The 21,646-nt window shown below is 52.2% G+C and carries 23 protein-coding genes and 3 tRNA genes; 9 read left to right on the plus strand and 17 right to left on the minus strand.

Features of this window, described 5'->3' with window-relative positions; all coding sequences use genetic code 11:
- Positions 1-15: 15 nt before the first annotated feature.
- On the minus strand, positions 16-1,539 hold the full coding sequence (locus tag FBF26_03735; GenBank protein ID QJU10351.1) for a UDP-N-acetylglucosamine 1-carboxyvinyltransferase: 1,524 nt from the start codon (positions 1,537-1,539) through the stop codon (positions 16-18).
- 67 nt (positions 1,540-1,606) lie between these two features.
- Between FBF26_03735 and FBF26_03740 the strand changes: the two genes are divergently transcribed.
- Both FBF26_03740 and FBF26_03745 read left to right on the plus strand, forming a co-directional pair.
- The gene (locus FBF26_03740; protein ID QJU10352.1) at positions 1,607-2,878 is read left to right on the plus strand and encodes a serine hydroxymethyltransferase; all 1,272 of its coding nucleotides are present in this window, start codon (positions 1,607-1,609) and stop codon (positions 2,876-2,878) included.
- A 29-nt stretch (positions 2,879-2,907) separates the two neighbouring features.
- Positions 2,908-3,330: a type II secretion system protein gene (locus tag FBF26_03745; protein QJU10353.1), complete on the plus strand. Its 423-nt coding sequence runs from the start codon at positions 2,908-2,910 to the stop codon at positions 3,328-3,330.
- Positions 3,331-3,410: 80 nt separating this feature from the next.
- On the opposite strand, the gene FBF26_03750 is transcribed toward FBF26_03745, so the two are convergent.
- The 5 genes from FBF26_03750 to murB form a co-directional block, all read right to left on the minus strand.
- The gene (locus FBF26_03750) at positions 3,411-3,848 is read right to left on the minus strand and encodes a type II secretion system protein (protein QJU10354.1); all 438 of its coding nucleotides are present in this window, start codon (positions 3,846-3,848) and stop codon (positions 3,411-3,413) included.
- A gap of 176 nt (positions 3,849-4,024) precedes the next feature.
- Entirely contained in the window at positions 4,025-4,690 is a 666-nt protein-coding gene (locus FBF26_03755; protein ID QJU10355.1) for a hypothetical protein, read from the minus strand.
- Entirely contained in the window at positions 4,668-5,090 is a 423-nt protein-coding gene (locus FBF26_03760; protein QJU10356.1) for a prepilin-type N-terminal cleavage/methylation domain-containing protein, read from the minus strand. Before FBF26_03760 ends, FBF26_03755 begins: the two co-directional genes overlap by 23 nt.
- Positions 5,060-5,674 carry a prepilin-type N-terminal cleavage/methylation domain-containing protein gene (locus tag FBF26_03765; protein QJU10357.1) on the minus strand — a complete coding sequence of 205 codons (615 nt, stop codon included), beginning with the start codon at positions 5,672-5,674 and terminating at the stop codon, positions 5,060-5,062. Before FBF26_03765 ends, FBF26_03760 begins: the two co-directional genes overlap by 31 nt.
- Before the next feature lie 20 nt (positions 5,675-5,694).
- Entirely contained in the window at positions 5,695-6,714 is a 1,020-nt protein-coding gene (gene murB, locus FBF26_03770; protein QJU10358.1) for a UDP-N-acetylmuramate dehydrogenase, read from the minus strand.
- 56 nt (positions 6,715-6,770) lie between these two features.
- Between murB and FBF26_03775 the strand changes: the two genes are divergently transcribed.
- Both FBF26_03775 and FBF26_03780 read left to right on the plus strand, forming a co-directional pair.
- A tRNA-Arg gene (locus tag FBF26_03775) sits at positions 6,771-6,847 on the plus strand.
- Between the two features lie 50 nt (positions 6,848-6,897).
- Positions 6,898-6,974: transfer RNA gene (locus FBF26_03780), tRNA-Arg, on the plus strand.
- 5 nt (positions 6,975-6,979) lie between these two features.
- Here the strand turns inward: FBF26_03780 and FBF26_03785 are convergent.
- Genes FBF26_03785 through FBF26_03795 form a run of 3 tightly spaced genes read right to left on the minus strand, consistent with a single transcriptional unit; the run spans position 6,980 to position 11,257 of the window.
- Positions 6,980-8,374 (minus strand): hypothetical protein, encoded by a 1,395-nt coding sequence (locus FBF26_03785; protein ID QJU10359.1) that lies wholly within the window; start codon positions 8,372-8,374, stop codon positions 6,980-6,982.
- A 37-nt stretch (positions 8,375-8,411) separates the two neighbouring features.
- Positions 8,412-10,901 (minus strand): ATP-dependent Clp protease ATP-binding subunit, encoded by a 2,490-nt coding sequence (locus FBF26_03790; protein QJU10360.1) that lies wholly within the window; start codon positions 10,899-10,901, stop codon positions 8,412-8,414.
- Positions 10,877-11,257, minus strand: coding sequence for a hypothetical protein (locus FBF26_03795; protein ID QJU10361.1), 381 nt, complete (start codon positions 11,255-11,257; stop codon positions 10,877-10,879). Before FBF26_03795 ends, FBF26_03790 begins: the two co-directional genes overlap by 25 nt.
- Positions 11,258-11,301: 44 nt before the next feature.
- Between FBF26_03795 and FBF26_03800 the strand changes: the two genes are divergently transcribed.
- Together FBF26_03800 and FBF26_03805 are read left to right on the plus strand one after the other, a co-directional pair.
- On the plus strand, positions 11,302-12,567 hold the full coding sequence (locus tag FBF26_03800; protein QJU10362.1) for a DUF1727 domain-containing protein: 1,266 nt from the start codon (positions 11,302-11,304) through the stop codon (positions 12,565-12,567).
- Positions 12,564-13,283: a glutamine amidotransferase gene (locus tag FBF26_03805; GenBank protein ID QJU10363.1), complete on the plus strand. Its 720-nt coding sequence runs from the start codon at positions 12,564-12,566 to the stop codon at positions 13,281-13,283. Before FBF26_03800 ends, FBF26_03805 begins: the two co-directional genes overlap by 4 nt.
- A gap of 13 nt (positions 13,284-13,296) precedes the next feature.
- On the opposite strand, the gene FBF26_03810 is transcribed toward FBF26_03805, so the two are convergent.
- Positions 13,297-13,686: a hypothetical protein gene (locus FBF26_03810; protein ID QJU10364.1), complete on the minus strand. Its 390-nt coding sequence runs from the start codon at positions 13,684-13,686 to the stop codon at positions 13,297-13,299.
- A gap of 147 nt (positions 13,687-13,833) precedes the next feature.
- Between FBF26_03810 and FBF26_03815 the strand changes: the two genes are divergently transcribed.
- A complete protein-coding gene (locus FBF26_03815; protein ID QJU10365.1) occupies positions 13,834-14,478 on the plus strand; it encodes a hypothetical protein in 645 nt (214 codons plus the stop codon).
- Positions 14,479-15,825: 1,347 nt separating this feature from the next.
- Here FBF26_03815 and FBF26_03820 read toward each other — a convergent pair.
- Together FBF26_03820 and FBF26_03825 are read right to left on the minus strand one after the other, a co-directional pair.
- Complete coding sequence (locus FBF26_03820) at positions 15,826-16,224, minus strand: hypothetical protein (GenBank protein QJU10366.1); 399 nt, start codon at positions 16,222-16,224, stop codon at positions 15,826-15,828.
- A gap of 296 nt (positions 16,225-16,520) precedes the next feature.
- Positions 16,521-16,597 (minus strand) — tRNA-Pro (locus FBF26_03825).
- A 105-nt stretch (positions 16,598-16,702) separates the two neighbouring features.
- On the opposite strand from FBF26_03825, the gene FBF26_03830 reads away from it, so the two are divergent.
- Together FBF26_03830 and FBF26_03835 are read left to right on the plus strand one after the other, a co-directional pair.
- The gene (locus tag FBF26_03830) at positions 16,703-17,329 is read left to right on the plus strand and encodes a CPBP family intramembrane metalloprotease (GenBank protein ID QJU10367.1); all 627 of its coding nucleotides are present in this window, start codon (positions 16,703-16,705) and stop codon (positions 17,327-17,329) included.
- Between the two features lie 50 nt (positions 17,330-17,379).
- A complete protein-coding gene (locus FBF26_03835) occupies positions 17,380-17,994 on the plus strand; it encodes a hypothetical protein (protein QJU10368.1) in 615 nt (204 codons plus the stop codon).
- Here FBF26_03835 and FBF26_03840 read toward each other — a convergent pair.
- From FBF26_03840 to FBF26_03860, 5 genes are all read right to left on the minus strand, one after another.
- Complete coding sequence (locus FBF26_03840) at positions 17,933-18,466, minus strand: NUDIX domain-containing protein (GenBank protein QJU10369.1); 534 nt, start codon at positions 18,464-18,466, stop codon at positions 17,933-17,935. The two genes, FBF26_03835 and FBF26_03840, sit on opposite strands and share 62 nt — an antisense overlap.
- 3 nt (positions 18,467-18,469) lie before the next feature.
- Positions 18,470-19,108 carry a 2,3-diphosphoglycerate-dependent phosphoglycerate mutase gene (locus tag FBF26_03845; GenBank protein ID QJU10370.1) on the minus strand — a complete coding sequence of 213 codons (639 nt, stop codon included), beginning with the start codon at positions 19,106-19,108 and terminating at the stop codon, positions 18,470-18,472.
- Positions 19,109-19,128: 20 nt separating this feature from the next.
- On the minus strand, positions 19,129-19,653 hold the full coding sequence (locus FBF26_03850; protein ID QJU10371.1) for an NUDIX hydrolase: 525 nt from the start codon (positions 19,651-19,653) through the stop codon (positions 19,129-19,131).
- Positions 19,653-21,143 (minus strand): ribonuclease Y, encoded by a 1,491-nt coding sequence (gene rny, locus FBF26_03855; GenBank protein QJU10372.1) that lies wholly within the window; start codon positions 21,141-21,143, stop codon positions 19,653-19,655. The genes FBF26_03850 and rny overlap by 1 nt, the downstream gene beginning before the upstream one ends.
- A gap of 155 nt (positions 21,144-21,298) precedes the next feature.
- Positions 21,299-21,646, minus strand: a complete 348-nt coding sequence (locus FBF26_03860; protein ID QJU10568.1) for a hypothetical protein — start codon at positions 21,644-21,646, stop codon at positions 21,299-21,301.

Raw genomic sequence — 21,646 nt, forward strand, 5'->3', positions numbered from 1 at the left:
CAACATACTCCGTAACTATTCGGTAATAACTTCAATCTCTGCACCCAGCGAATTAAGCCGCTGCGCTAGTTCCTCGTAGCCGCGATTAATTGAATACACATCACGCAAGATTGACACGCCCGGTGCCGCTAACATAGCGAGCAGTACCACAACCGACGGCCGCAGCGCTGGTGGTGCCACAACATCAGCGGACTTCCACCTGGTCGGGCCAGTGATATACACCCGATGCGGATCAACCAGCTCAATCTGCGCATTCAGTTTACTCAGCTCGGTGAAATAAATTGCTCGATTCTCATAACTCCAATCGTGCACCAATGTCCGACCTTTAGCGACGGTCGCAATCAGCCCCAAGAACGGCAAGTTATCCATATTAATCCCCGGAAACGGCAGCGCGTGAATCTTGTCTTTTGGCGCAACCAGCTCGGAATGTTTCAGTGTAATGTCCACTAAACGAGTTCGGCCATTATCGGCTGCATATTCCTCACTTAACTCATATTGCAAACCCATTTCAGCCAATGTTGCGAGCTCAATTTCCAAAAACTCAATCGGCGCCCGGCGCACCGTGATTTCTGAATCAGTCACCACGGCCGCCGCGATAAAGCTCATCGCCTCGATCGGGTCTTCAGACGGACAATAATCAACTGCTGTATTGACGTGCGACCGGCCCGTGATTTTCAGCGTTGTCGTACCAATTCCTTCGATGGTCACGCCCAATTTCTGCAAGAAGAAACACACATCCTGCACCATGTAGTTCGGGCTGGCGTTGCGGATGATGGTGGTGTCTGGTGACAGCGCCGCCGCCATGATAACGTTTTCCGTCACCGTGTCGCCGCGTTCAGTCAATAAAATTATCCGATCGCCCGTTGTTGGCTCGACGCGCGCATGATAGTACCCACCCTCGGCCTCTACCTGCATACCAAAATGCTTCAGGCCTGACAGGTGCGGCTCTACCGTGCGCTTACCGAGGTTGCAGCCGCCAGCAAACGGCAACCGAAAATCATGGTATTGATGAAGCAGCGGGCCAAGGAACATGATCACGGTACGCGTGCGTTTAGCGGCAGCGATATCCATATCCTCCAGCCTCAGCCGCGCCGGTGGTATAATCTCCAGGTCGTTCTTTCGCAGCCAACGGGTTTTAACGCCAATCGAGTTGAGCACCTCAATGATCCGGTTAACCTCTTCGATACGCGCCACATGACGTAGCGTCGTTTTTCCCCTGTTGAGCAAGCTGGCGCAGAGCAGCCCCACGGCCGCATTCTTGCTCGTTTTGACCGATATATCACCAGAAAGTTTTTTACCGCCATGCACCCGAAAGTTCATCTTGCCCGAGTGATTGAGCGTAACGATGTTACAGTTGAGTACATCACTAATCCTCATTAGCATCTCGACACTGATATTTTGACCGCCGTTCTCGATACGGTTGATGGCACTTTGTGATGTACCAATAGCCTCCGCTAGTTGCGTCTGCGTGAGGCCTTTACGATTACGATTTTCATTGATAATAACGCCGATTTTTTGGAGATAGTCATTCATGCTCATAGCGTACAATATATCACACATGATATATGATGTAAAGTGCTATAATAAAGGAAAAGGAGGGAGTGTTATGCAAGATACACAAATTGCCGATTTAATTGCGGCGGAAATAAAACGACAGCAACGAGGAATTGAGCTGATCCCAAGTGAAAATTACGTCTCACCAGACGTACTCAAAGCACTGGGCAGTGTCTTTACTAATAAATACTCTGAGGGCTACCCCGGCCGACGCTACTACGGTGGTCAGGATAATACCGACCAAGTTGAGCAGCTGGCGATTGACCGCGCTAAAAAGCTATTCGGCGCTGATCACACCAATGTCCAGCCGCACTCCGGCGCCCAGGCGAATGAGGCGGTGTATTATGCGTGGTGCGAGCCGGGCGATACCATTTTGGCGATGGATTTGGCACACGGCGGACACCTGACACACGGCGCGCCAGTCACCCGCTCAGCCCGTGAGTACAACTTTGTCCGCTACGGCATCAAAGATGTCGAGACGGGTGAGATTGACTATGAAGCAATTCGCGAGTTGGCGCTGAAACATCGACCAAAGATCATCTTGGCGGGATTTTCGGCCTATCCACGCGAGCTAGATTATGCCAAGTTTGCCGAGATTGGACGCGAAGTCGGTGCTATGCTGATGGCAGACATGAGCCACATTGCTGGACTAATTGTCGGTGGCGTAGCCAAAAATCCGTTTGACTATGGCTTTCATGTTATCACCACTACCACGCACAAAACCTTGCGCGGGCCGCGCGGCGGCCTGATTTTGTCAAAAGGCGTCGTCGGCAATCCTTTGAAACGACCAGAAAAGACCTTGGAAAACTTGCCAACATTGATTGACCGGGCGGTCTTCCCCGGCACCCAAGGCGGCCCACACATGCACACCATCGCTGCCAAAGCAGTGGCCTTTGGCGAGGCGTTACGTCCAGAATTCACGGAATACGCCCAGCAAATCGTAAAGAATGCGGCCGTTCTGGCGGATGAGCTGAAGCGCGGCGGTCTAAAGTTAGTGACGGGCGGCACCAGTAACCACTTGGTGTTGGCGGACGTCTACGGCAGCTTTAATATCGACGGCAAAACCGCTCAGGAACGGCTGGAGGCCAGCGGTATCACCGCCAACGCCAATGCTATACCGAACGATACCCTACCACCATTCCGTCCAAGCGGCCTGCGCCTCGGCACGCCAGCGGTGACGACGCGCGGCATGACGGAGGCGGAAGTCAAACAGATTGCCGAGTGGATTATTACAGCGATAACCACGGAGGACCCGGCAGAATACGCAAAAATTAAGCAACAAACCACTAGCCTTGCGGCGCGTTTTCCGCTACCATATAACTAATACTAAATAACTTGGGGGGCAAATCAGAAATGATTTCTTCAAACAAAACTAAAGGTTTCACATTGGTTGAGCTCTTGATCGTTATCGTGGTCATCGCTATCTTGGCTGCTATTTCGATTGTGGCGTACAATGGTGTATCCAACAAAGCTCGGGATAGCGAAAGGTTAGCCAGTGCACGCGACATCATCAACGCTGCCGCCGTGTACAACTCAGAAAAGGGCCACTGGCCAACAATAGCAGAGCTGGAGTCATTTAATACAATAAGGCTATCCGATCAAATCAAAAATAATCTCGGAACCACTACACCAAGTCCAACTGATAAAAGCAAGTATCTATATGAGTTGTGCGGAACTGGTCCGAACGCTACTGGAGCAAAAGTTACCTATTGGAAAGAAGCTATTGATGGATATGAGCCTCATGAGAAGATAGTCAGCAGTGGTAGCGGTTGTTGAAAGATAATGCAGTATAAAATAAATCCCGGAACTAGCCGGGATTTATTTTATACTAGATACTGCTTCTTAGTACAGGAATACTATGAACACTTGCCGCTCGTTACTTCTTGGACGTGGTTTGTGCCCGCATCAATGTCCTTCCAGTAGCGCACCTTGACACCTGTTGCTTCATCCTGGACAGTAGTAGTGCCGCCATCCTTGCAGAATTGATATGCATAGTGGTTTTTATTGCCGTCCGTTGGATCGTTCCCGTCAGTTGCCGAGATTACGGTGCTTGGAACTTTAATGGTATTAAATGAACCAATCTCAGAGACGGTTGGCCACTTGTCTTTCTCAGAGTTATACGATGCAGCCGCATTCACAAGGTTACGCGCATTTGATTGACGCTCATCGTCACGTGCTTTTTGTGTCACACCATTGTACGCCACAATCGAAATAGCAGCCAAGATAGCGATGACCACGATAACGATCAAGAGCTCAACCAATGTGAAACCTTTAGTTTTGTTTGAAGAAATCATTTCTGATTTGCCCCCTATTTTTAGTTAGTTATTATTGTAACTTGATTGTAGCAAAGCGATTATAAAAGCGCAAGCATTTTACGAATAATTCCCCGATTCGGCCCCTATAGCCCGTGAAAACAGGGGTGATGTTTCCCGCCCAGGGCACTTTAGCCTCGAAAACCTGCCCAAATTCACTATGGACACGAGGCGCCGGCAGTGCCGTTTACAGGAACATTGATTGACTTGACGAGGCGCTGGCTGGAGTACTGAATGTTTTCACCAGCAACGGTTTTAGTTACCCCGAGGCTGACTTTAAGTGTACCGTCGTTGATCTTGCAAACATTGAAATTAAGCACCGTACTGGTGTCGATGATCGTTTCGACTGCCCCGTCCAACTGCCAAATACGGTCGGTGGCACTCGGACATGAGCCATCGTACATCGTCTTGCGCTTGAGCTCTGAACCACTTTGGAAATATTCGGTCGTATATGTCTTGGCGTCGGCGATAGCAACTGCTCCCCACGCTACGCCACAATCACTTTTCTGGATCAGCCGTCGCGTCGGGCTATAGGGGTTGTCGCTGGTGGCGAGACTATGTATGCGCACATACGAGGATGTTGTTCCCTCAAGCGTAGTACTGAGCCGTACATCTGCCTCAATTCGATCAAGTGCCGTTAGCACATCACTCTGTAGCTGTGACTTGGCACTGGTGACCATTGACGAGCCAGTGAGATTGATGATTAGGCCAATAATACCCGCCAGCACCAAAATAATGACTGGCGCAATCGCCAAGATCTCAATGAGTGTAAATCCTTGGCTATTCTGCTGCCGATTAGCGTTAGCCCGAAATATACGTCGCATGCACCACCTCCTGCGCTGGCGTTCCATAAGTAATAATTACCGCAACACGAATGACCGCGATGCTATTTGGTACTTTACAATATTCGACTCGAGCACGTACTGGATCCGGCAATGTTGGCGTGGTCGGTGGTGTCACGTGTTCAGTCTTGACCGCACCGCTGCCACAAACCTCAGATACTGTTTTATACAAGCCACGTTCACGTAGGATGCCGTAGCCGAGATTGGCAGCTTCTGAGGTGCGGCGAGCCTCGGTATTACGTGCCAATACCGCCCCGTACAACTGGTAGCCACTCATTAAAAAGATCCCGGCAATAATCAAGGTGATCATCAATTCAATGACGGTAAAGCCGTTTTTATGACCTTTATGCCTTAGAGGCGTTTGCTGTTGAGTACTTGCCATTTACCCGGCTCCTTCGTTTCTAAATGATAAAAAATCGTATAGCGCCGACAGGCTGCGCCCGCCTCATCACATACACCATCCTTAGCGCCGGCAACGTAAATGTACGCACCATTTGGATAGTTCGTGATCTTGGTGTTTTCGTAATCGTCTTTTTTGGCAAGCAGTTGACTAATATTAGTTATTGGATTGACCCCGAATGTACCGTTAATCGCCGAAATGAGGCGTTCTCGATCCAGTGGGCCGGTCTTGGCGGCACCACCCAGTTCGTCAAATGCTGCCGCAAACTGCGCCGCAGTCATCTTGCCAGCGCCACTAGCACCAGAAACGTACGCCGGATAGCCGCCGGCAGGCTTGATGACGTTACCGGCACTGTCACGAATTTCCCGTGGATAGACGCTCTCGAGATAGTTCTGCAAGGCTAGCACATCGGCCTCACGCTCCTTATCGCGTGCCGCCGCCTGATAATTACGAAAACTTAATGTCGCGAGCACCAATAGAATCGCCATGACGGCAATAGCAATGATCAGCTCGACTAGCGTAAACCCCCGTCCCTTCATACCCCCATCATACTCGGAAATATGCATAAGCGCAAGCGTTTTGAGGCTCAAATTTCCAACGGTTCTTGCTGGATCTGGATGTGGAATTTGTCGTAGACTGCCTGGATAATGGCGTTACGTGCTGCCGCCAGATCGTGGTAGCTAGTCGCCGACTCATTGATCAATACCAGCGCATTCTTGTCGTGCACCCGCATGCCGTGTAGCAGTGCCCCCTTGAGTCCAGCCTGTTCAATCAGCCAGCCCGTCGGCACCTTGTGTCGGCCGTCCGGCATGTCATAGGACGGCGCATCCGGATACCGTTCACGAAGTTCATCGAGCTGCCATGATTCGATCAGCGCGTTCTTGAAGAATGAACCAGCATTGGGTCGCTTGGTCGGATTGGGTAGCTTATCAAACCGAATCGCCATCACCGCGTCACGGATCACCTGCGGCGTAAAGGTCGTGATGTTCATGTTGGTCAAATACCGCTGTAAGCCGGCATAGAACGGCGGTTTTGGCGCTGCGTGATGGAGCTTGATGGTAATCGAGAGAATGCAGTAGCGGCCGCTCGCTTCACCGCGAAAAATACTGTGCCGATATGAAAACCCGCACTCCGCCGCGCCTAGGGTTACCACTCGGTCGGTCAGCGAATCGTACGCCTCTAGCTCGGTGAGCACATCAGCAACTTCCTGGCCATACGCCCCGACATTCTGCACCGGCGCGGCGCCGGCTGTACCAGGGATGGCCGACATCGCCTCAATGCCGCTCAGGCCCATGGCAACTGTGCGCTTAACCACCTCGTCCCATATTTCACCCGCACCAACCTTGATCGTTGCTGTCTGGCCATCATCAGTCAGCACTGCAAATCCCTTGATCCGATTGAGCAACACCGCCCCCTCAAACCCTTCATCGCGAGCGATGACATTACTGCCGCCGCCGAGGACAAAGATCGGTATGCCCTGCACCTTGGCACTTTTATATAGCTCCCTAACCTCATTCACCGACGTCGCCGATGCCATAAAGCGTGCTGTGCCGCCGAGGCGCATCGTCGTATATTGTTGCAACGGAATCTCTGTTCGTATCTCCATATGATACATTATATCATTTCTATTTAGGCGCGGCGCGTGGTATAATACCCTCGTGTGCACCCGTAGCTCAGTGGATTAGAGTACTTGGCTTCGAACCAAGGGGTCGCAAGTTCGAATCTTGCCGGGTGTACCATGATTTTCGCGCTTTCCTACCGGACCTTTTCCTATCAGCGCGTTAGTTATGCCCCGTTAGCTCAACTGGATAGAGCGTTGGTTTCCGGTACCAAAGGTTGCAGGTTCGATTCCTGTGCGGGGTACCACTATACTAGACGATACCCTGGTCGATAACGGGGTATTTTTGTTGGAATTCATCAGTTGTTGGCAATGTCAACTTGCCGTCTGTCATGACTTTGATTTTACTTTGAAAATGATCATACGCCTTATATACCGACAGGCTGGGGGTTATCATCCGCGGTAATTTATGGATGAAGTCCATTGCCCATATTATTGCTGGTGTATAGACGCCTTGTTCGCCTCCACTAAAACCTATCAGCGTTTCTCCGCTCAGAGACCGCATCAACTCATCATGAAATACTTTCGCTGATTGACACTTAATTTCTTCTTCGGTAACGGTCGTGAGGCGTTCTATCGTGGCATCAAACTCGCGCTGCGATTGCTCTTTTTGTCCTAATTCCCGCACGTCATCAAAGAGCTGCAATAGAGCCGTTGACAAAAATCTATCGGTATGAGCCTGCTGCGTTTCTAGCTCGCTGAAGTCAGTTGTCATACCCATATTACGGCGCACTCCTCGCGCCACCCGTTCGTACTGTATCGCATCACATGTCTTTTGATATTCTTGGTACTTGTCAGCAAACGTAAGCGCAGCAGGACTATATTGCGGCGTACTAAACATAAACCAAATATCTCTGACATTTATCTTTCGTAGGTCAAGATCCCAATAATCTAGATCGGTGTGGTTCGGATTGATTTTTCTTATAAGAGAAGACCAATCCGAACCGGCAGCCCACCATAATGTTCTCCTTTCCAGCTCCTCATTAATACGATCAAGGTCGATGATGATATTATCAGGACAGCTGTGTACTGCCTGACTAAAGCACATCACCTGTTTCTCAAGCCACTTTGCCTCTGCCAGTTGAGTACCTAATATACTCACTGCGCCACCTACCATAATCCCAGCTGCTGATAAAAGTGGCTCACCAGAGCTGAGCAGTGACGCGCCACTGCCAGTAATAAAACTACCAAGACCAATAGTACCAAGGGTACCTATATCCCGCAGTGTCGGTTTAGTATGGCGGTCATTCTGAGTCGTACCCTCAAGTTGCCTCATGATATCCACAAGTACTGGATCCTGACATATAGTAATATAGCCTTGTTTGAAGATACGATCATTACACTCAGCTTGTAAATACAAGTCAGAGGTGAAACATCCTCCTAGAAGTACCCTGTCAGCAACAACACGATAGGGTTCTTGCATTTCTTTTGAGTGATTCAGGTCTAGATATGTCGACTCCCCTGATCTTTGTATTCGAACAGGAGTCAATACCTCCACGCCCCCTCGCGGTATGGCACGACGTGTCCGCTCGGTTAGTTGTCCACTTTCATCAATAAAACCACTCGCCACAAGCCCCTCAATTGAATGAGGTGACTGCTTTTTAATCTCATTTCCACGACCGGAAAACTCCATACTACTCTTAGCCACGTGGCTATTATACAATAATACAAATATACTTGCAACCCTACTGTTCAAGCGACATCGGCGGCACGCCCGGGCCTGGGGACACCATACTGCTACCATTAGCCGCCTCGCCGACCACCGCCCGTATCTGCTCCACCGTGATAATCGTCGTTGAGCCCGGCGCGACAGAGCCAGCCAACAATTGTTTGGCGACGGTATTCTCGACAGCTCGTTGCACCACGCGGCGCATCGGACGAGCGCCGAGGCGCGGGTCATAGCCAGCATCAACCAATAATTTTTTGCCCGCCTCTTCGACAGCAACTTGGATTTTTTGTGGCGCCAGCGTTCGATTGATACCAGCCAAGATGAGATCAACGACCTGCAGCAGCTCTTCTTTGCCCAAGGGACGAAATAGCACGATTTCATCAAACCGGTTGAGAAACTCCGGACGAAACAGATTGGCATTAATCAGCTCGTTGATAAATGTTTGCTCAAACTGCTCCAGTTGGTAGCCACGCTCGATATATTCGCGAATTCTCTCGGCCCCAGCATTCGATGTGGCGATAATAATGGCGTCACGAAAACTAATATCGCGGTTCTTCTCGTCACGTAAAATTCCCTCGTCTAGTAACTGCAAAAGCGTCGTGAGCACCTGCGGATGCGCCTTCTCAATTTCGTCGAGCAACACCACCGAAAACGGCCGCTTCTGTACCTGGGCAGTCAGGCTCATCGGATCATTCGCCCCATCAGCGATCAGCCGCGCCACGTCCTCGGCCCGCACAAACTCATTGAGATCCAGCCGAATGAGATTGCCCTCGCCGCCAAAATAGATATCCGCCAGCGCTTTGGACAGCTCAGTTTTACCAACTCCAGTCGGACCAAGGAACAGAAACGTACCAATCGGCCGATCAGGGTTGCGCACGCCGGCACGCGCTCGCCGGATGGCATCAGAGATGACGCTGACGGCACGCGTTTGATTGATCATGCGCTGATGGATCAGGTCTTCGAGGTTCAAGAGCTTCTCTCGTTCATCATCAGTCGAGGCAGTCGCGATCTTGATGCCCATGGTTTTTTCGACCGCATCATCGACCGACTGAGCTGTCACCAGCCCGGACGACGCATAATGAGCTGCTGCCTCCAGCACCTTGAGCGCCCGACCCGGCATCGCCACGTCTTGGACATAGCGCTCGCCGACGCGGTAGGCTTCAGCGATGGCTTGATACATGTAGGTCACTTTATGGCGATGTTCAAGACCAAGCAGCTGATCGCGCATAATTCGCACCGTCTCCTCCGGCGATGATGGCTCGATAACGATGGTATTGAGCACCGTCGCCAGCTGGGCATTACGCTGAGAAATCTGCAAGTAGCGCTGGCTATCCATGGTCAAGATAATTCGTAGCCTACCCGCCTCTAAGATTGGTAGCAGCAAATTACTCAGATCAACCGAACCAACGCCCTCCTCGAAAAACAGCTGAGCATTATCGAGACACAAAATGACATTCTTTGATAAAAATGCTTCGTTGAGGATCTGCGTCACCAGCGCCTCCAGCTCGCCCCGACCAGCCGCCGCCGAGATCAGCGACGAGGCATCCAGCAGGAAAATCTGCCGATAGAGCAGCGACGACGGCACGGTTTTATGTCCATCAATGAGCATCTCGGCGAACGCCGCCACGACCGTACTTTTGCCAGCCCCATTGAGCCCGACCAGCGCTGCATTTTGCCGGCCATTTGAGCCAAAAATTGTCATCAATTGATCCAGCGCCGCCTGATGAGCGTCCAGCTGCGCGATCATTGTCCCGCCCGATACCTGCAGGCTAAGGTTTTGGGCGAACCGGCTCAAGAGCGGCGTATAGCCAAACGACCAGTCGCGGGCGATACCGCCGGTGTGAAGCGGCTTTTGCTTGAACTGCTCGATCAACGACTTGAGGCGCTCATACCACATGATACCGCCCAATACATCGCGAAAATCAATTTTTAGATTTGCTAGCAGAGCGTCATGATTCGGAAATTGTTCAACAATCGCCGCCGCCAACACCGCACCTGTTACCTTTGGGCTATTGGTATCACGCCAAATTCGCAGTGCTGACTGCCACACGGCCGGCGTGTTATTTGGATCATCCGAGGCGATATTCGCCAAAAAGTTCGGCGTGAGACCCAACCGCACTCCGAGGAATTGCCCGGCCCGCGACTGACCGACCGCCAGGGCGATTTCTTTCGGCGACGGTCGCTGGCTCAAACGGCCCAGCACATCCGCCGCCGTCACATCATCAATCGTCTCCGCCCGCGCGCTCACTGCCATCGTCTTGAGATCGCCCTGCCACCACACGCTGAGCATCGCTAATGGCCCCACCAGACCAATCATCAACCAGCCAACCGGCCCGTGCTTGATCAATAGCCAAACGCCACCCAGACCCAATGCAACAGCGACGAGCACCACCAAGACATGCCAGACCGCACCAAACCGTGCCGTGAACCGCGCCTTTTGCGCCCGCAAGCTGTGATAGCGAAACTCCGGCCGCACCTCGTTCATGCCAACACCCTCATCTGCCACAAGATAATTCCTATCACCGGTGTTACGGGTAACAGCGCCCACACCACGATGCTGCCGACCGCCCACACCGCCCGCAGGCTGATAACCACCAGTCCCGCAAGCAGCACCAAAAGCCGCACCACCGCACCAACTGCCCGCGAGAACAGCCGGTCAAAAAAGGCTTGCATTTTCACGGTAAGTGGTGCTTGAGCACGAATTTGCCCTGCAGAAATTTGGCGAAATGGATCGAACAGCGTCCGCACCAACAGGCCGATTGAGAAAACATCAGCTGTCCGCAGCACGCCAAGACCAACTCGCTTGATATGCCGCCGCCAGCCTGCGCCATACCACCACTGGAAAATACCCACCAAAAACATAGTTCTATTGTAGCACACTGCTTGGGCGCGGTATAATACGAAATATGTCACGACAGATTCTCAGTACACTTATCGGCAAAACCGTCAAACAAGCTGCTCGCCTGCGCGGCGGTGGCTCGGCGCTCCCGGGGTTAGTTATCGAAAAGATTGATCCAGGCTTTATCGCTCGTACCCTGGCGCAAATACCGCGCGGCGTGGTGGTTATCAGTGGCACGAACGGCAAGACCACTACCACTAAAATCGTCGTTGAACTGCTCGAGGCGGCCGGCCTCAAGGTTTTTACCAATCGCACGGGCAGTAATTTCTCGCGCGGCGTGGCGGCAGCGCTGCTCGGCGAAGTGGACATGCGCGGGCGGCTGGATGCCGACATCGGGGTGCTGGAGCTTGACGAAGCCTGGGCAGTCAAGTTTGTCCAGCTAGTACCACCGCGCTACAGCCTGCTACTCAACGTCATGCGTGATCAACTAGATCGGTTTGGCGAGATCGACACGGCAGCTGGTTTCTTGGCAAAAATCGCCCAGGCAACCACTGATACCGTGGTACTCAATCGCGACGACCCGCGCATCTATCGCCTGCACCAGCAGACGGCGGCCAACGTAGCGTTTTTTGGCACGACCGACCAGCTACTGGAGCTGATGCCAACCGACGATGCGCTCAAGACTGGCCATGCTCAGGCAAATGACACGGCCCCAGCTGACGTGCTGCTCACCGACATCGACAAGCAGACGGCGACCTTTCAGATCAACAATGCCAAGCATGCGGTACGGATGCGGCTGAATGGCGTGTATAACTTACTGAACGCGGCGGCGGCGCTGAGTTTGGTGCGGCAAATTATGGGGGAGAAAGCCGAGCTGACGACGCTACTGGGCGCCCTGTCAGACGTAGCGCCAGCATTTGGCCGAGGCGAGACCATCGTGATTGACGGCACGCCGATTGAACTGATTCTCGTGAAAAATCCGAGCGGCTTTCGGCTCAGCCTGCTGTCATTTGCCGACGGGACAGCCGATACGATGATTGCTATCAACGACAACTATGCCGACGGGCGCGACGTTAGTTGGCTGTGGGACGTGAACGTTTCGCGCCTCGAGCAGGTGGCGGTGGTCAGTGGTGTGCGCGCTCATGATATGGCACTGCGGCTGGAGTACGACGATATTACGCCAGAAATAATTGAGCCAGATTTGGCGGCGGCGCTGGAGAAATTGCTGGCCCATCATCCACGCAGACCAAAACACATTTACTGCACCTACACGGCGATGCTGCGACTGCGCAAATTATTAGCAATCAAAACCGATGTGGAGGCCATCCGATGACGATCACGATTATTCAATTGTATCCGCGCGATATGAATCTCTATGGCGACTGGGGCAATACGCTGGCGCTGAAAAAGCGGCTGGAGTGGCGCGGTTTTACGGTCCGTATTATCGATCATAATCCGGGTGATACGACTGATTTTGCGGCGGGAGATATTTTCATCGGCGGTGGTGGCCAGGATGCCGGGCAAGAAATTATCCAGGACGATTTGCTGGCGCGAGCGGATGAGCTACGGCGCTTAGCAGAGAGTGGCGTGCCAATGCTGATGATCTGTGGTATGTATCAATTATTTGGCCGAGCGTTCACCACACATGATGGACGCGTGATTCGCGGTGCGGGGATCTTGCCGCTAGAAACATACGCCAAGGCAGAACGACTGATCGGCAATATCACGCTCGAGAGCGAGGAATTCGGACAGATCGTCGGTTATGAAAATCATAGCGGCCAGACACTGCTCGACGACGGAGTGTTGCCGCTCGGGCGCGTGGTGCGGGGCGCTGGTAATGACGAGACTGGCCAAATCGAAGGTGCGAGGCTGCACAACATCGTAGCGACGTACCTGCACGGGCCGATCTTGCCAAAGAATCCACGGCTTGCTGATTTTTTGATCACCGCGGCGCTCACACGAAAAGGCTATACCGATAAGCTCAGCGCTCTACCAATCGACCGCACCGCAGAACATGCACAGCGGGTGGCGATGGAGCGAGGGCGGTAAATCTCAGTGTGATCTAGCGGTCGCTGATGGAGACGATGAGGTTAAAATGATCAACCTCAAAACCCTTAGGGTCATCAAGGAGTGCCATAACAGCTTCTCCTTCAAGAAAGCTGTGGGGAGGCTTAGTCATTACGTCTATAAGATCTGGCCAATACATGCTTCCACCGTTAGTCTGTAATATTTCTCGAACAGTCGCTTGGCGCTCTCTGTGTTTACATACAGTATTTTTTGATTCCCCAACTGCGACCTCGCCTAAAACTTTCTCTGCTGCCTCACGGCCCAGCCGCTTATCTTGCTCTTCTTCAGAGGTGCCTAATTCAGTGAGTTCAGCGCGTGATTCATCCATCGGGACAAGTCGCTTAAAATTGGGGTTTTTAGAAATCTGCTCATGACCTCCACTCATTCTTACGCTCCTTCCATTATAGTCACTGTTTTGATTATACCAGAAGCTGGTTAGTAGCGTAAGATTACAGGAACGGGCGTGTATTATAACCACAACAGACTGAAAACGCCCCCGAAGCGGAACTCCGAGGGCGTGTGTTCGAACAAGATGAGTGTGGTCGGCTACGTCCCCTACCCCTTGAATGAGTCCTCGTTCCTCATCCAGCCGACCCTGCCGGAGCTGCAGCGGTTGGCTGAGGTGATGGGGTCGCTGCCGACGGACGCACCAGCTGGTATCGCAGCGATGATCGAGGTAGCGGAACAGCTGCCGACGAACGCATCGGCTAACGCTGCCCTGATGATCGAGGAGGTGGCTCAGCTGGCACCCCATGAGGCGGAGCGTGATGCTGTGCGCGTACCGAATGATGTTGCTGTGACGTCCAAGCCGGTAATAGCTGCTATGGATGAATATCCTTGCTGCGTCAAGTCTGGGCGGCGGGACGGTGCCTCGGATTCCCGTCGGGTGCGGCGCCGGCTTTCGCCTGAGGCCATTGCCCAGGTTGTGGAATGCTACCAGACGGGGGCGACGGCGGCGGAGCTTGGTGCTGAGCATGGTGTGTCGAAGAACGGCATGCTCAAGCTGCTGCGTGAGCAAGGGGTGCAGATTCGTGCCAAATCTCTGCCAACTGCGGTCGTCACTCAGGCCAAGCGTCTGCACGAGCGTGGCATGTCGATGCGTCAGGTGTCGGAGCAGCTGGGCGTCTCGCGTACCGCACTCAGGCGGAACTTCCAGAAGATGGGGGTCGGGGTGTGAGGTATATTTATCGGAGTGACGTCAAACTTACGGCGGACACGTGACGGAAGATGTAGCAGGTTTTGTTGCTGGCTGACATCTCAAGGAGGAGGTAGGAAACTAGTTGGGATTATGTATAGTTATTCTCGAGCGTGCTTTAATCAAAGTCTTCATCGGTCGACGTGCTGCTTGTGAATAAGCCCCGGACTTAGTCCGGGGCGAGGAATCACTTCCTATCTCCAAAGATGATTACCCAGCTGCCTGTCAAAAAAATCATGAAACCGAGACAGCCGATGGCAATGCACTCCCCGCGGCCAAAATCTGACAGGAGGAGTCCGACGTAGACTCCAACCAGGAGTGCGAGAAGAGAAAAGAAGTAGATTACGCGGAGGAACATGAGTAGCCCCAATCTCTGGTGCGATACTCGACACTCTTGTGTCGGGCTACTGATGGCCTGATCTGTAAGCAGCCAGTAGCCCGACGCGAGAAGATGTTCCTGACTGTTATTATACACTATTTTTGCGAAAAGTCTATACAAAAAGGTGGTAAATGATGGATAATGCGCGGCATATGAAAATTAGCACAGTGGCCGCTGTGCTAAGCGTAGTTGTAACCGTTATTGGCATACTCGCAACCTTTGTCGTGCCAGAGGGTCGATGTTTTCTCGGATTGGATAAACCTGATAAATGTCAGGGACCCGTCGCAGTTCCTTCGCCGTTATCTCCCGGTAAAGAAGGGGGCGGAACGCCAACTAGCTCTCCGGCGACCGTTGAGCCCTCGGCAACAACTTTACAGCCCACCGAAACCGAAACAACAACTTCGTTAGACAGGGCGACTGATGCTCCTAGTTCGGTCCCCTCAGAGACTTCGGTACCACCGATCGTTGATGAACTAAAAAATCCCCACTACTATATGCATGATAAAGAGTATACTGGTAGAGTATGGATCAATATTATTCCAACTTCAGCAAATGAAGGGAAACAACATACTATCCGTATCATTTGGGGGGCGGTTAAGTATGAAAATACCTTCAGAGTTGGTGACTCTTCGAGTCTTGTGCATGAGAAAACCAAGCCCGACAGTGTCCGTATGGACGTTTATGTGGAGCCCGCAGCGCGAGTGGAGTTTGGAGTAGGAAGGCCTCCTAGTAAGCATGTCATTGATATAAAGGACGGGTGGACTAAGCGGTAGATAAGACTGGACACATACTCTCTTGCTGAGTGCTTTCTCTTCTTGGGTACTCGCTGGAACCGATCTTCGGATTCAATGCTGAGACTTACCCACAGCCACCCTCAAACGTACCCTGACTAGGAGTTTCGTGATCGACACACTGCCTATGAACCAGGCCTCACAGAGTCCCTAAGCTACCTACCCAAGCCCCAGGTGAGCCTCAACCGCGTGCAGCCGCTTGTCTAGCGCGCGCCATTTCTTGTCCTGGGTGTCCCAGCCAACTGTGTCGGCGTGCTCGCGAGAGCCTTCCTCGAGGAATAAGCGGGTGCGCAGCGAAGCCAGTTCGGCCTTGAGGTCACTCTGGGTGGCCATGACCTTCTTGAAATTATGATCGGTCTTCAGCTCAAACAGCTGGAAGATGTCGTCGCTGTTCTTGATGTCTTCGCGGATGGCCTTGATGTCTTCGCTGACGGAGGCCTGGCCTTTCTCGAGATCGTTCAGGCGCTTGTCCATAGCTTCAAAGCGTTTGTCGACACTCTCAAACTGTTTATTCATCTGTTCCGTTAATGTATCAATCTTCGCTAATATTTCGTCCATGTAATATCCTCCTTATATCTATTAAATCATGGCTGTTACTAGCAAACAAGGGGGTAGTTTCCGGATCCGTTTCACCCACCCCCGCTCCCTCTCTCCGCTCACTTCACCCCTGGTCACTCCGAACACTGGACTTCGTCCCCTCAGAAATCTGATGACAAAGGGGCGACACGCCCTCTCCTTTAGCAAGAATCCTGTCTTTAAGGATTTCATTAAGACGATTTATCTCACCCCTGCTACATCGACAAAAACGCCCCCGGAGCGGAACCCCGAGGGCACGTGTTCGAACAAGATGAGTGTGGTCGGGGTGAAAGGACTCGAACCTTCGACCTCACGGTCCCAAACCGCGCGCGCTAGCCAACTGCGCCACACCCCGAGAAGCTAATCTCGTTACTCACTCCGCTCCATTCTACCACACTTTACACATTAAATACAGCAATAATTAGTGATTTGAGTTAATATATAGACACACTCTCAAATTATGGCCAGCACTAATCGCATCACCCTCACAGCTCACCGCCGACAAATGATATATCTCTGCACCATTGTCTGCGTGTATCTCGTGCCGCCCATCCTGATTTGTATCGGTGTCATCCCCTGGAATATGAAGTTCGTGGCACTCGTTGTCGGCGCAGTGATGATGTACATAGTGATGCGAATACTCGGCAATACGCATGGTGACATCGGTATTACGAGGCAGCGTACCATCTATTCACTCAAAACCGTGCTACCGATAACCATAGCCCTCATTATCGCGGCTGGACTGTTTCTACTCCTCGAAAAACCTCGATTCTCACCAACCGAAGGAATAGGATTCTATGTATTTTATATTCTCATCTCGTGTCCGGCGCAAGAACTGTTATTCCGCGGCATCCTCAGCCGTATACTACAAGAACTACGGCTACACCGAGTGCTGGAGCTTGGCGTAGCAGCCGCCCTTTTTGGTTATGTACATATCATCTACGGCGACGTACTCACCGTTGTTATCATGAGCATTGTTGGCCTTGTCTGGTACCGAGCGTACCAGCGCTCATCAAACCTCATCGGTGTAACGATAAGTCACGTGGTGCTTGGTGTGATGACGATTGCCCTGGGGATTATTGATTAACATTGACAAGTTACCCCCCATTTTGTTTAATGGTAAACAAGATGAGAGGGATGGAACAAGGATCAAGACCAGGAACAAAAGAACCACAGCCAGATTGCGAAGCGCAGCAAGATCAAGCACCGGGACTAGCACGATGGGCGGCACGAGCAATGGGTAGCCTGCTTGGGTGCAGGAGGGAAAAGCGCAGGCAGATATCCGAGTTTTCCCCCGAAGCGGTGAAGTGTGCCCTACTCGGGAGGGTCAAAAATCCAGCTGATAATGCGGTTGGGCAAGATTCAAATTCGCCAGAAGAGGATATTCAATACCCGTATATCAATCTCGATGATTCGCTCTATCGGTACCCTTTCCCGGCGGAATTGCTTCCAGGACTAAAGCAATCGGAAACAACTCGCAAAGAGATGGAAGAACGGAGAGATGCTTGGAATGATTTGTATTTTCATTTAATCGAGCAGCTTGGAACCATCAAAGCGATGACTTTGGCATACGAGGAGCGCACTACCAAGAGAATGTCAAAAAGCGAGTATGATCTACTAGAAGAAAAGTATCAAGATTTGCTAAAAGTCTGCACCTTCGTCCTCGAAGAGCGAGATCGCGTCGACGAACTCATCCACACAGACCGATACGTCCCTCATGCACGTTGGAGCGCAGATAGTATTTTTGCTTGAACAGACCAAGCTCCAAAGCCCGACCAATGGCAACCTTGTATCCCTCGGGCATGTTGAGGTCATTAACCTCATCCGGAGAAACAAGCATCAATTCTTTATGTTCATGACTAAAGTGCGGTGTTGCACCCTCGACCGCTTTCGCAAAATATGTAACCACAAAAACGTGACGATACGGAAAAATTGTATACACCCAATTGTGAACATTCATCCCAACTGATATATCAATGTTCAATTCTTCATGAACTTCACGTTGCACGCACGCTGTTGGGCTTTCCCCGAGATCTAATTTTCCTCCCGGCAGCTCCCATTCGTTACGCTCATTTCGCAAGAGCGGAATCTGACCGTTAAGAGAGATGACAGCCTTAACAGAAATTGGCAATTGATATTCAAAATAATCAATATCCCGCTTGACCAAATAAGGCTGGGCGAGCGACTTAACTTCAATCGTTTCCTTTTGCCAAGCCTTGAACATAAATTACGCGTTCACCGCCTCAATCTCCACCGACAATACGTCTTTATTCGTCGGTAGATCAGACGTCGGCTCAAAGGTATAAACCAGTAACTGGCCAAACGGCATTTCCACATGGGCCATATCTGCTTCTGGCACGTGGTCGAGGTGCTTCATTAGCGCGCGGATAGAATTACCATGCGCCACCAATAGAATGTTCTCACCCGCCTGTAATTTCGGTAGTATCTCCCGCTCGAAATATGGCACGACCCGCGCATAAACATCTTTGAGCGTTTCACCGCCCGGCACCGGATAGTCCCAGCCGCGTCGGATACCATTGAATGCCTCCTCGCCGATCTCAGCCTTGACTTCCCACTTATTTTTACCGGTCAGATCACCATAATCACGTTCGTTCAGCTCGGCCGCCTGTGTCGTCGGTAAACTGCCCTCACCGCGCCCCTCAAGCAATGCGTCCAGCGTTTGGTGTGTCCGCTGCAGCGCCGACGTATACGCCTCATCAAACCTGATGTCTTTGAGTAGCGCGCCCAGTCGTACTGTGTCGGCCCGCCCCTTTTCCGTGAGCCCCACGTCCGTCCAGCCCGTCCACTTGCCGAGCAGATTCCATTCACTCTCGCCGTGTCGACTGATAACCAATGTTCCCATCATTCCTCCTCCGTTTATTTTTCCTACGAACCAAATCCCACGAATTGCGTAACCGCCTCTTGACGTTCGTCATCGCCGTCAACGATTCGCGTCTCGACATAACCGCCTGGCCGATGATGAGCCCAATGTGGTATCGACCACGCGAATCCTTCATTGCTTGCCAGCACTGCGTCGCGACTCAGGAACTGATAGGCATCAATTTCCGACTGCTGCAAAACAATTCGTTCCAGCCGCGCATCATCCAAAACCGCCCGAAAGATGTATTGATGCGCCAGTCCTTTGTCGCTGGAGCGTGACGCCACCGCGAAAAACGAAACTTCCTCCTCGGTAACCACTAGCCCGACCTCTTCCTGGGTTTCGCGAAGTGCTGCCTGTAGCGGCGTTTCGCCAGCGTCAACCATACCACCAGGCAGACTCCAATGCGTCTTGTAATACGCCTTGACTGTGAGCAGCTCACCCGCTGAATTTTCGATCAGCAGCGCAGCACTGGCGATCCGAGTGTCCTGCGTCTTTAGCCACTCCTCATGCGGCAACCAACCACTTCTCATTATTTTGCGTACTCGATCGCCCGCGTTTCACGGATGACATTAACCTTGATAGTGCCTGGGTACTGCATGGTTGATTCAATTTTAGTAGCGATATCGCGCGACAGTTTGAATGCGCTCAGATCATCAATATCCTCTGACCGGACAATCACCCGCACTTCGCGCCCCGCAGAAATTGCATAGGCTTTATCAACACCATTAAAGCTGGTCGCCACATTTTCTAGATCGCGCATCCGCTCGGCAAAGTTCTCAGCCGAAATGTTACGTGCTCCTGGCCGAGCAGCACTGGCGGCGTCGCACACTCGTACGATCAATGCCTCCGGCGTCGTCGCCTCGATATCATCGTGATGCGCTTCGATGGCGTGAACGATCCGCTCGTCCATGCCGTATTTGCGCGCTAGCTCAGCGCCGATGTGGTGATGCTTGCCCTCGATCTTGTGCGTCACCGCCTTGCCGACGTCATGCAGCAGTGTCGCGATTTTCGTGATGCGCACATCAGCGCCAATTTCCTCAGCAACCATACCAGCCATCTGGGCCATCTCAGTCGAGTGCTTCAACACGTTCTGCCCGTAACTCGTCCGGAATTTCAGCTCACCGAGCAGTCGCTGCATTTCCTTCGGGATGCCGACGACGCCAGTTTCGCGCATGGCGTCCTCGCCGGCCTGCTTGACTTCTTTATCGATCTGTTTTTTCGCCTTGGCGACAACTTCTTCGATGCGCGCTGGATGGATGCGACCATCTTTCATCAGCATCTCCAAGGCAAGGCGAGCCACCTGCCGGCGAATCGGATCAAAGCTCGAGAGCACGATCATACCCGGCGTGTCATCCACCAAAATATCGACACCAGTCTCGCGCTGCAACGCCTGAATGTTGCGGCCTTCTTTGCCGATAATCCGACCTTTCATCTCATCATCAGTCAGCTTGACGGCCGTGACTGTTCGCTCAGCCGTCACCTCGCTGCTCATCCGCTCCATCGCCGTGAGCAAGATCATCTGCGCCCGCTCTTCGGCATCATCCATAGCCTCGTGTTGTAATTTTGACACCAATCCGACCAGGTCGTTCTTGATATCGCGCTCGGTCATTTGCATGAGCTTGTCAGCGGCATCCTTTTTCTTTAGGCCCGCAATCTTCTCGAGCTTCTCCTGCTGACGCGTGCGAATAGTGCGAATCTCTTCCTTGAGATTGTCAACCTCATCTTCGTGCGTGCGCAGCTTCTCCGCCCGCTTGTCTAGTTCGTCCAATTTCCGATCCAGCGTCTGCTCGCGATCCGCCAACCGGTTCTCGGTCTTTTGCCATTCGCGCCGGCGCTCATTTTCGATTTTTAAGGCTTCGTCCTTAGCTTTCAGGACAATGTCGCTAGCCTTACTTTTTGCCTCGGCAATGTCACGCTCAATTTGCGACTTGCCATTAGCTTGCCGTGTTCGCTGATAGGCGTAAAAACCGCCCACGCCAAGTGCCGCGCCAACCAAGCCGCCAATAACTATTCCTACCATATGATTTCCTTTCTTTTCTGACCAGTCGCCCCGGGTATACACCCCGAGAAATGTATCAACGACCGACCATATTCAACTGATGCAATAAAACGGCCCGAGCCACTAATCTAAAGCCGCCTTACTTTTATTGTACGATATTGCGAATGAAAATACCACTATTTGCGCGGAGTCGTGATGTGAGCCTCGCCGCCATATTCGGGGAGAATAATCGTGTCGTTTTCGGCGCGCTTCAGCCGCTCCAGGCAGTCATCTCGCCAGTGATCGCCACTACTGCCAACGATCGGAATGCCGAGTCCCTCCGCCAACGTGTTTGCCACCGCACAGCCAATCCTCAGTCCCGTAAAGCTACCCGGCCCACGCATGATGCCGATACCACTGATGTGGTGAATGCCGCCGGTCTGCTCGTCCAAAAATCGTAGCAGCCCTCGGGCTAAACCACGACCCGCTTCCCAAGCCACGTCTCGCCAGGTATCACCCTGAACAATCGTTAAACGGCACGTCAT

Source organism: Candidatus Saccharibacteria bacterium oral taxon 488 (assembly GCA_013100825.1).
Classification (GTDB): domain Bacteria; phylum Patescibacteriota; class Saccharimonadia; order Saccharimonadales; family Saccharimonadaceae; genus Nanosynbacter.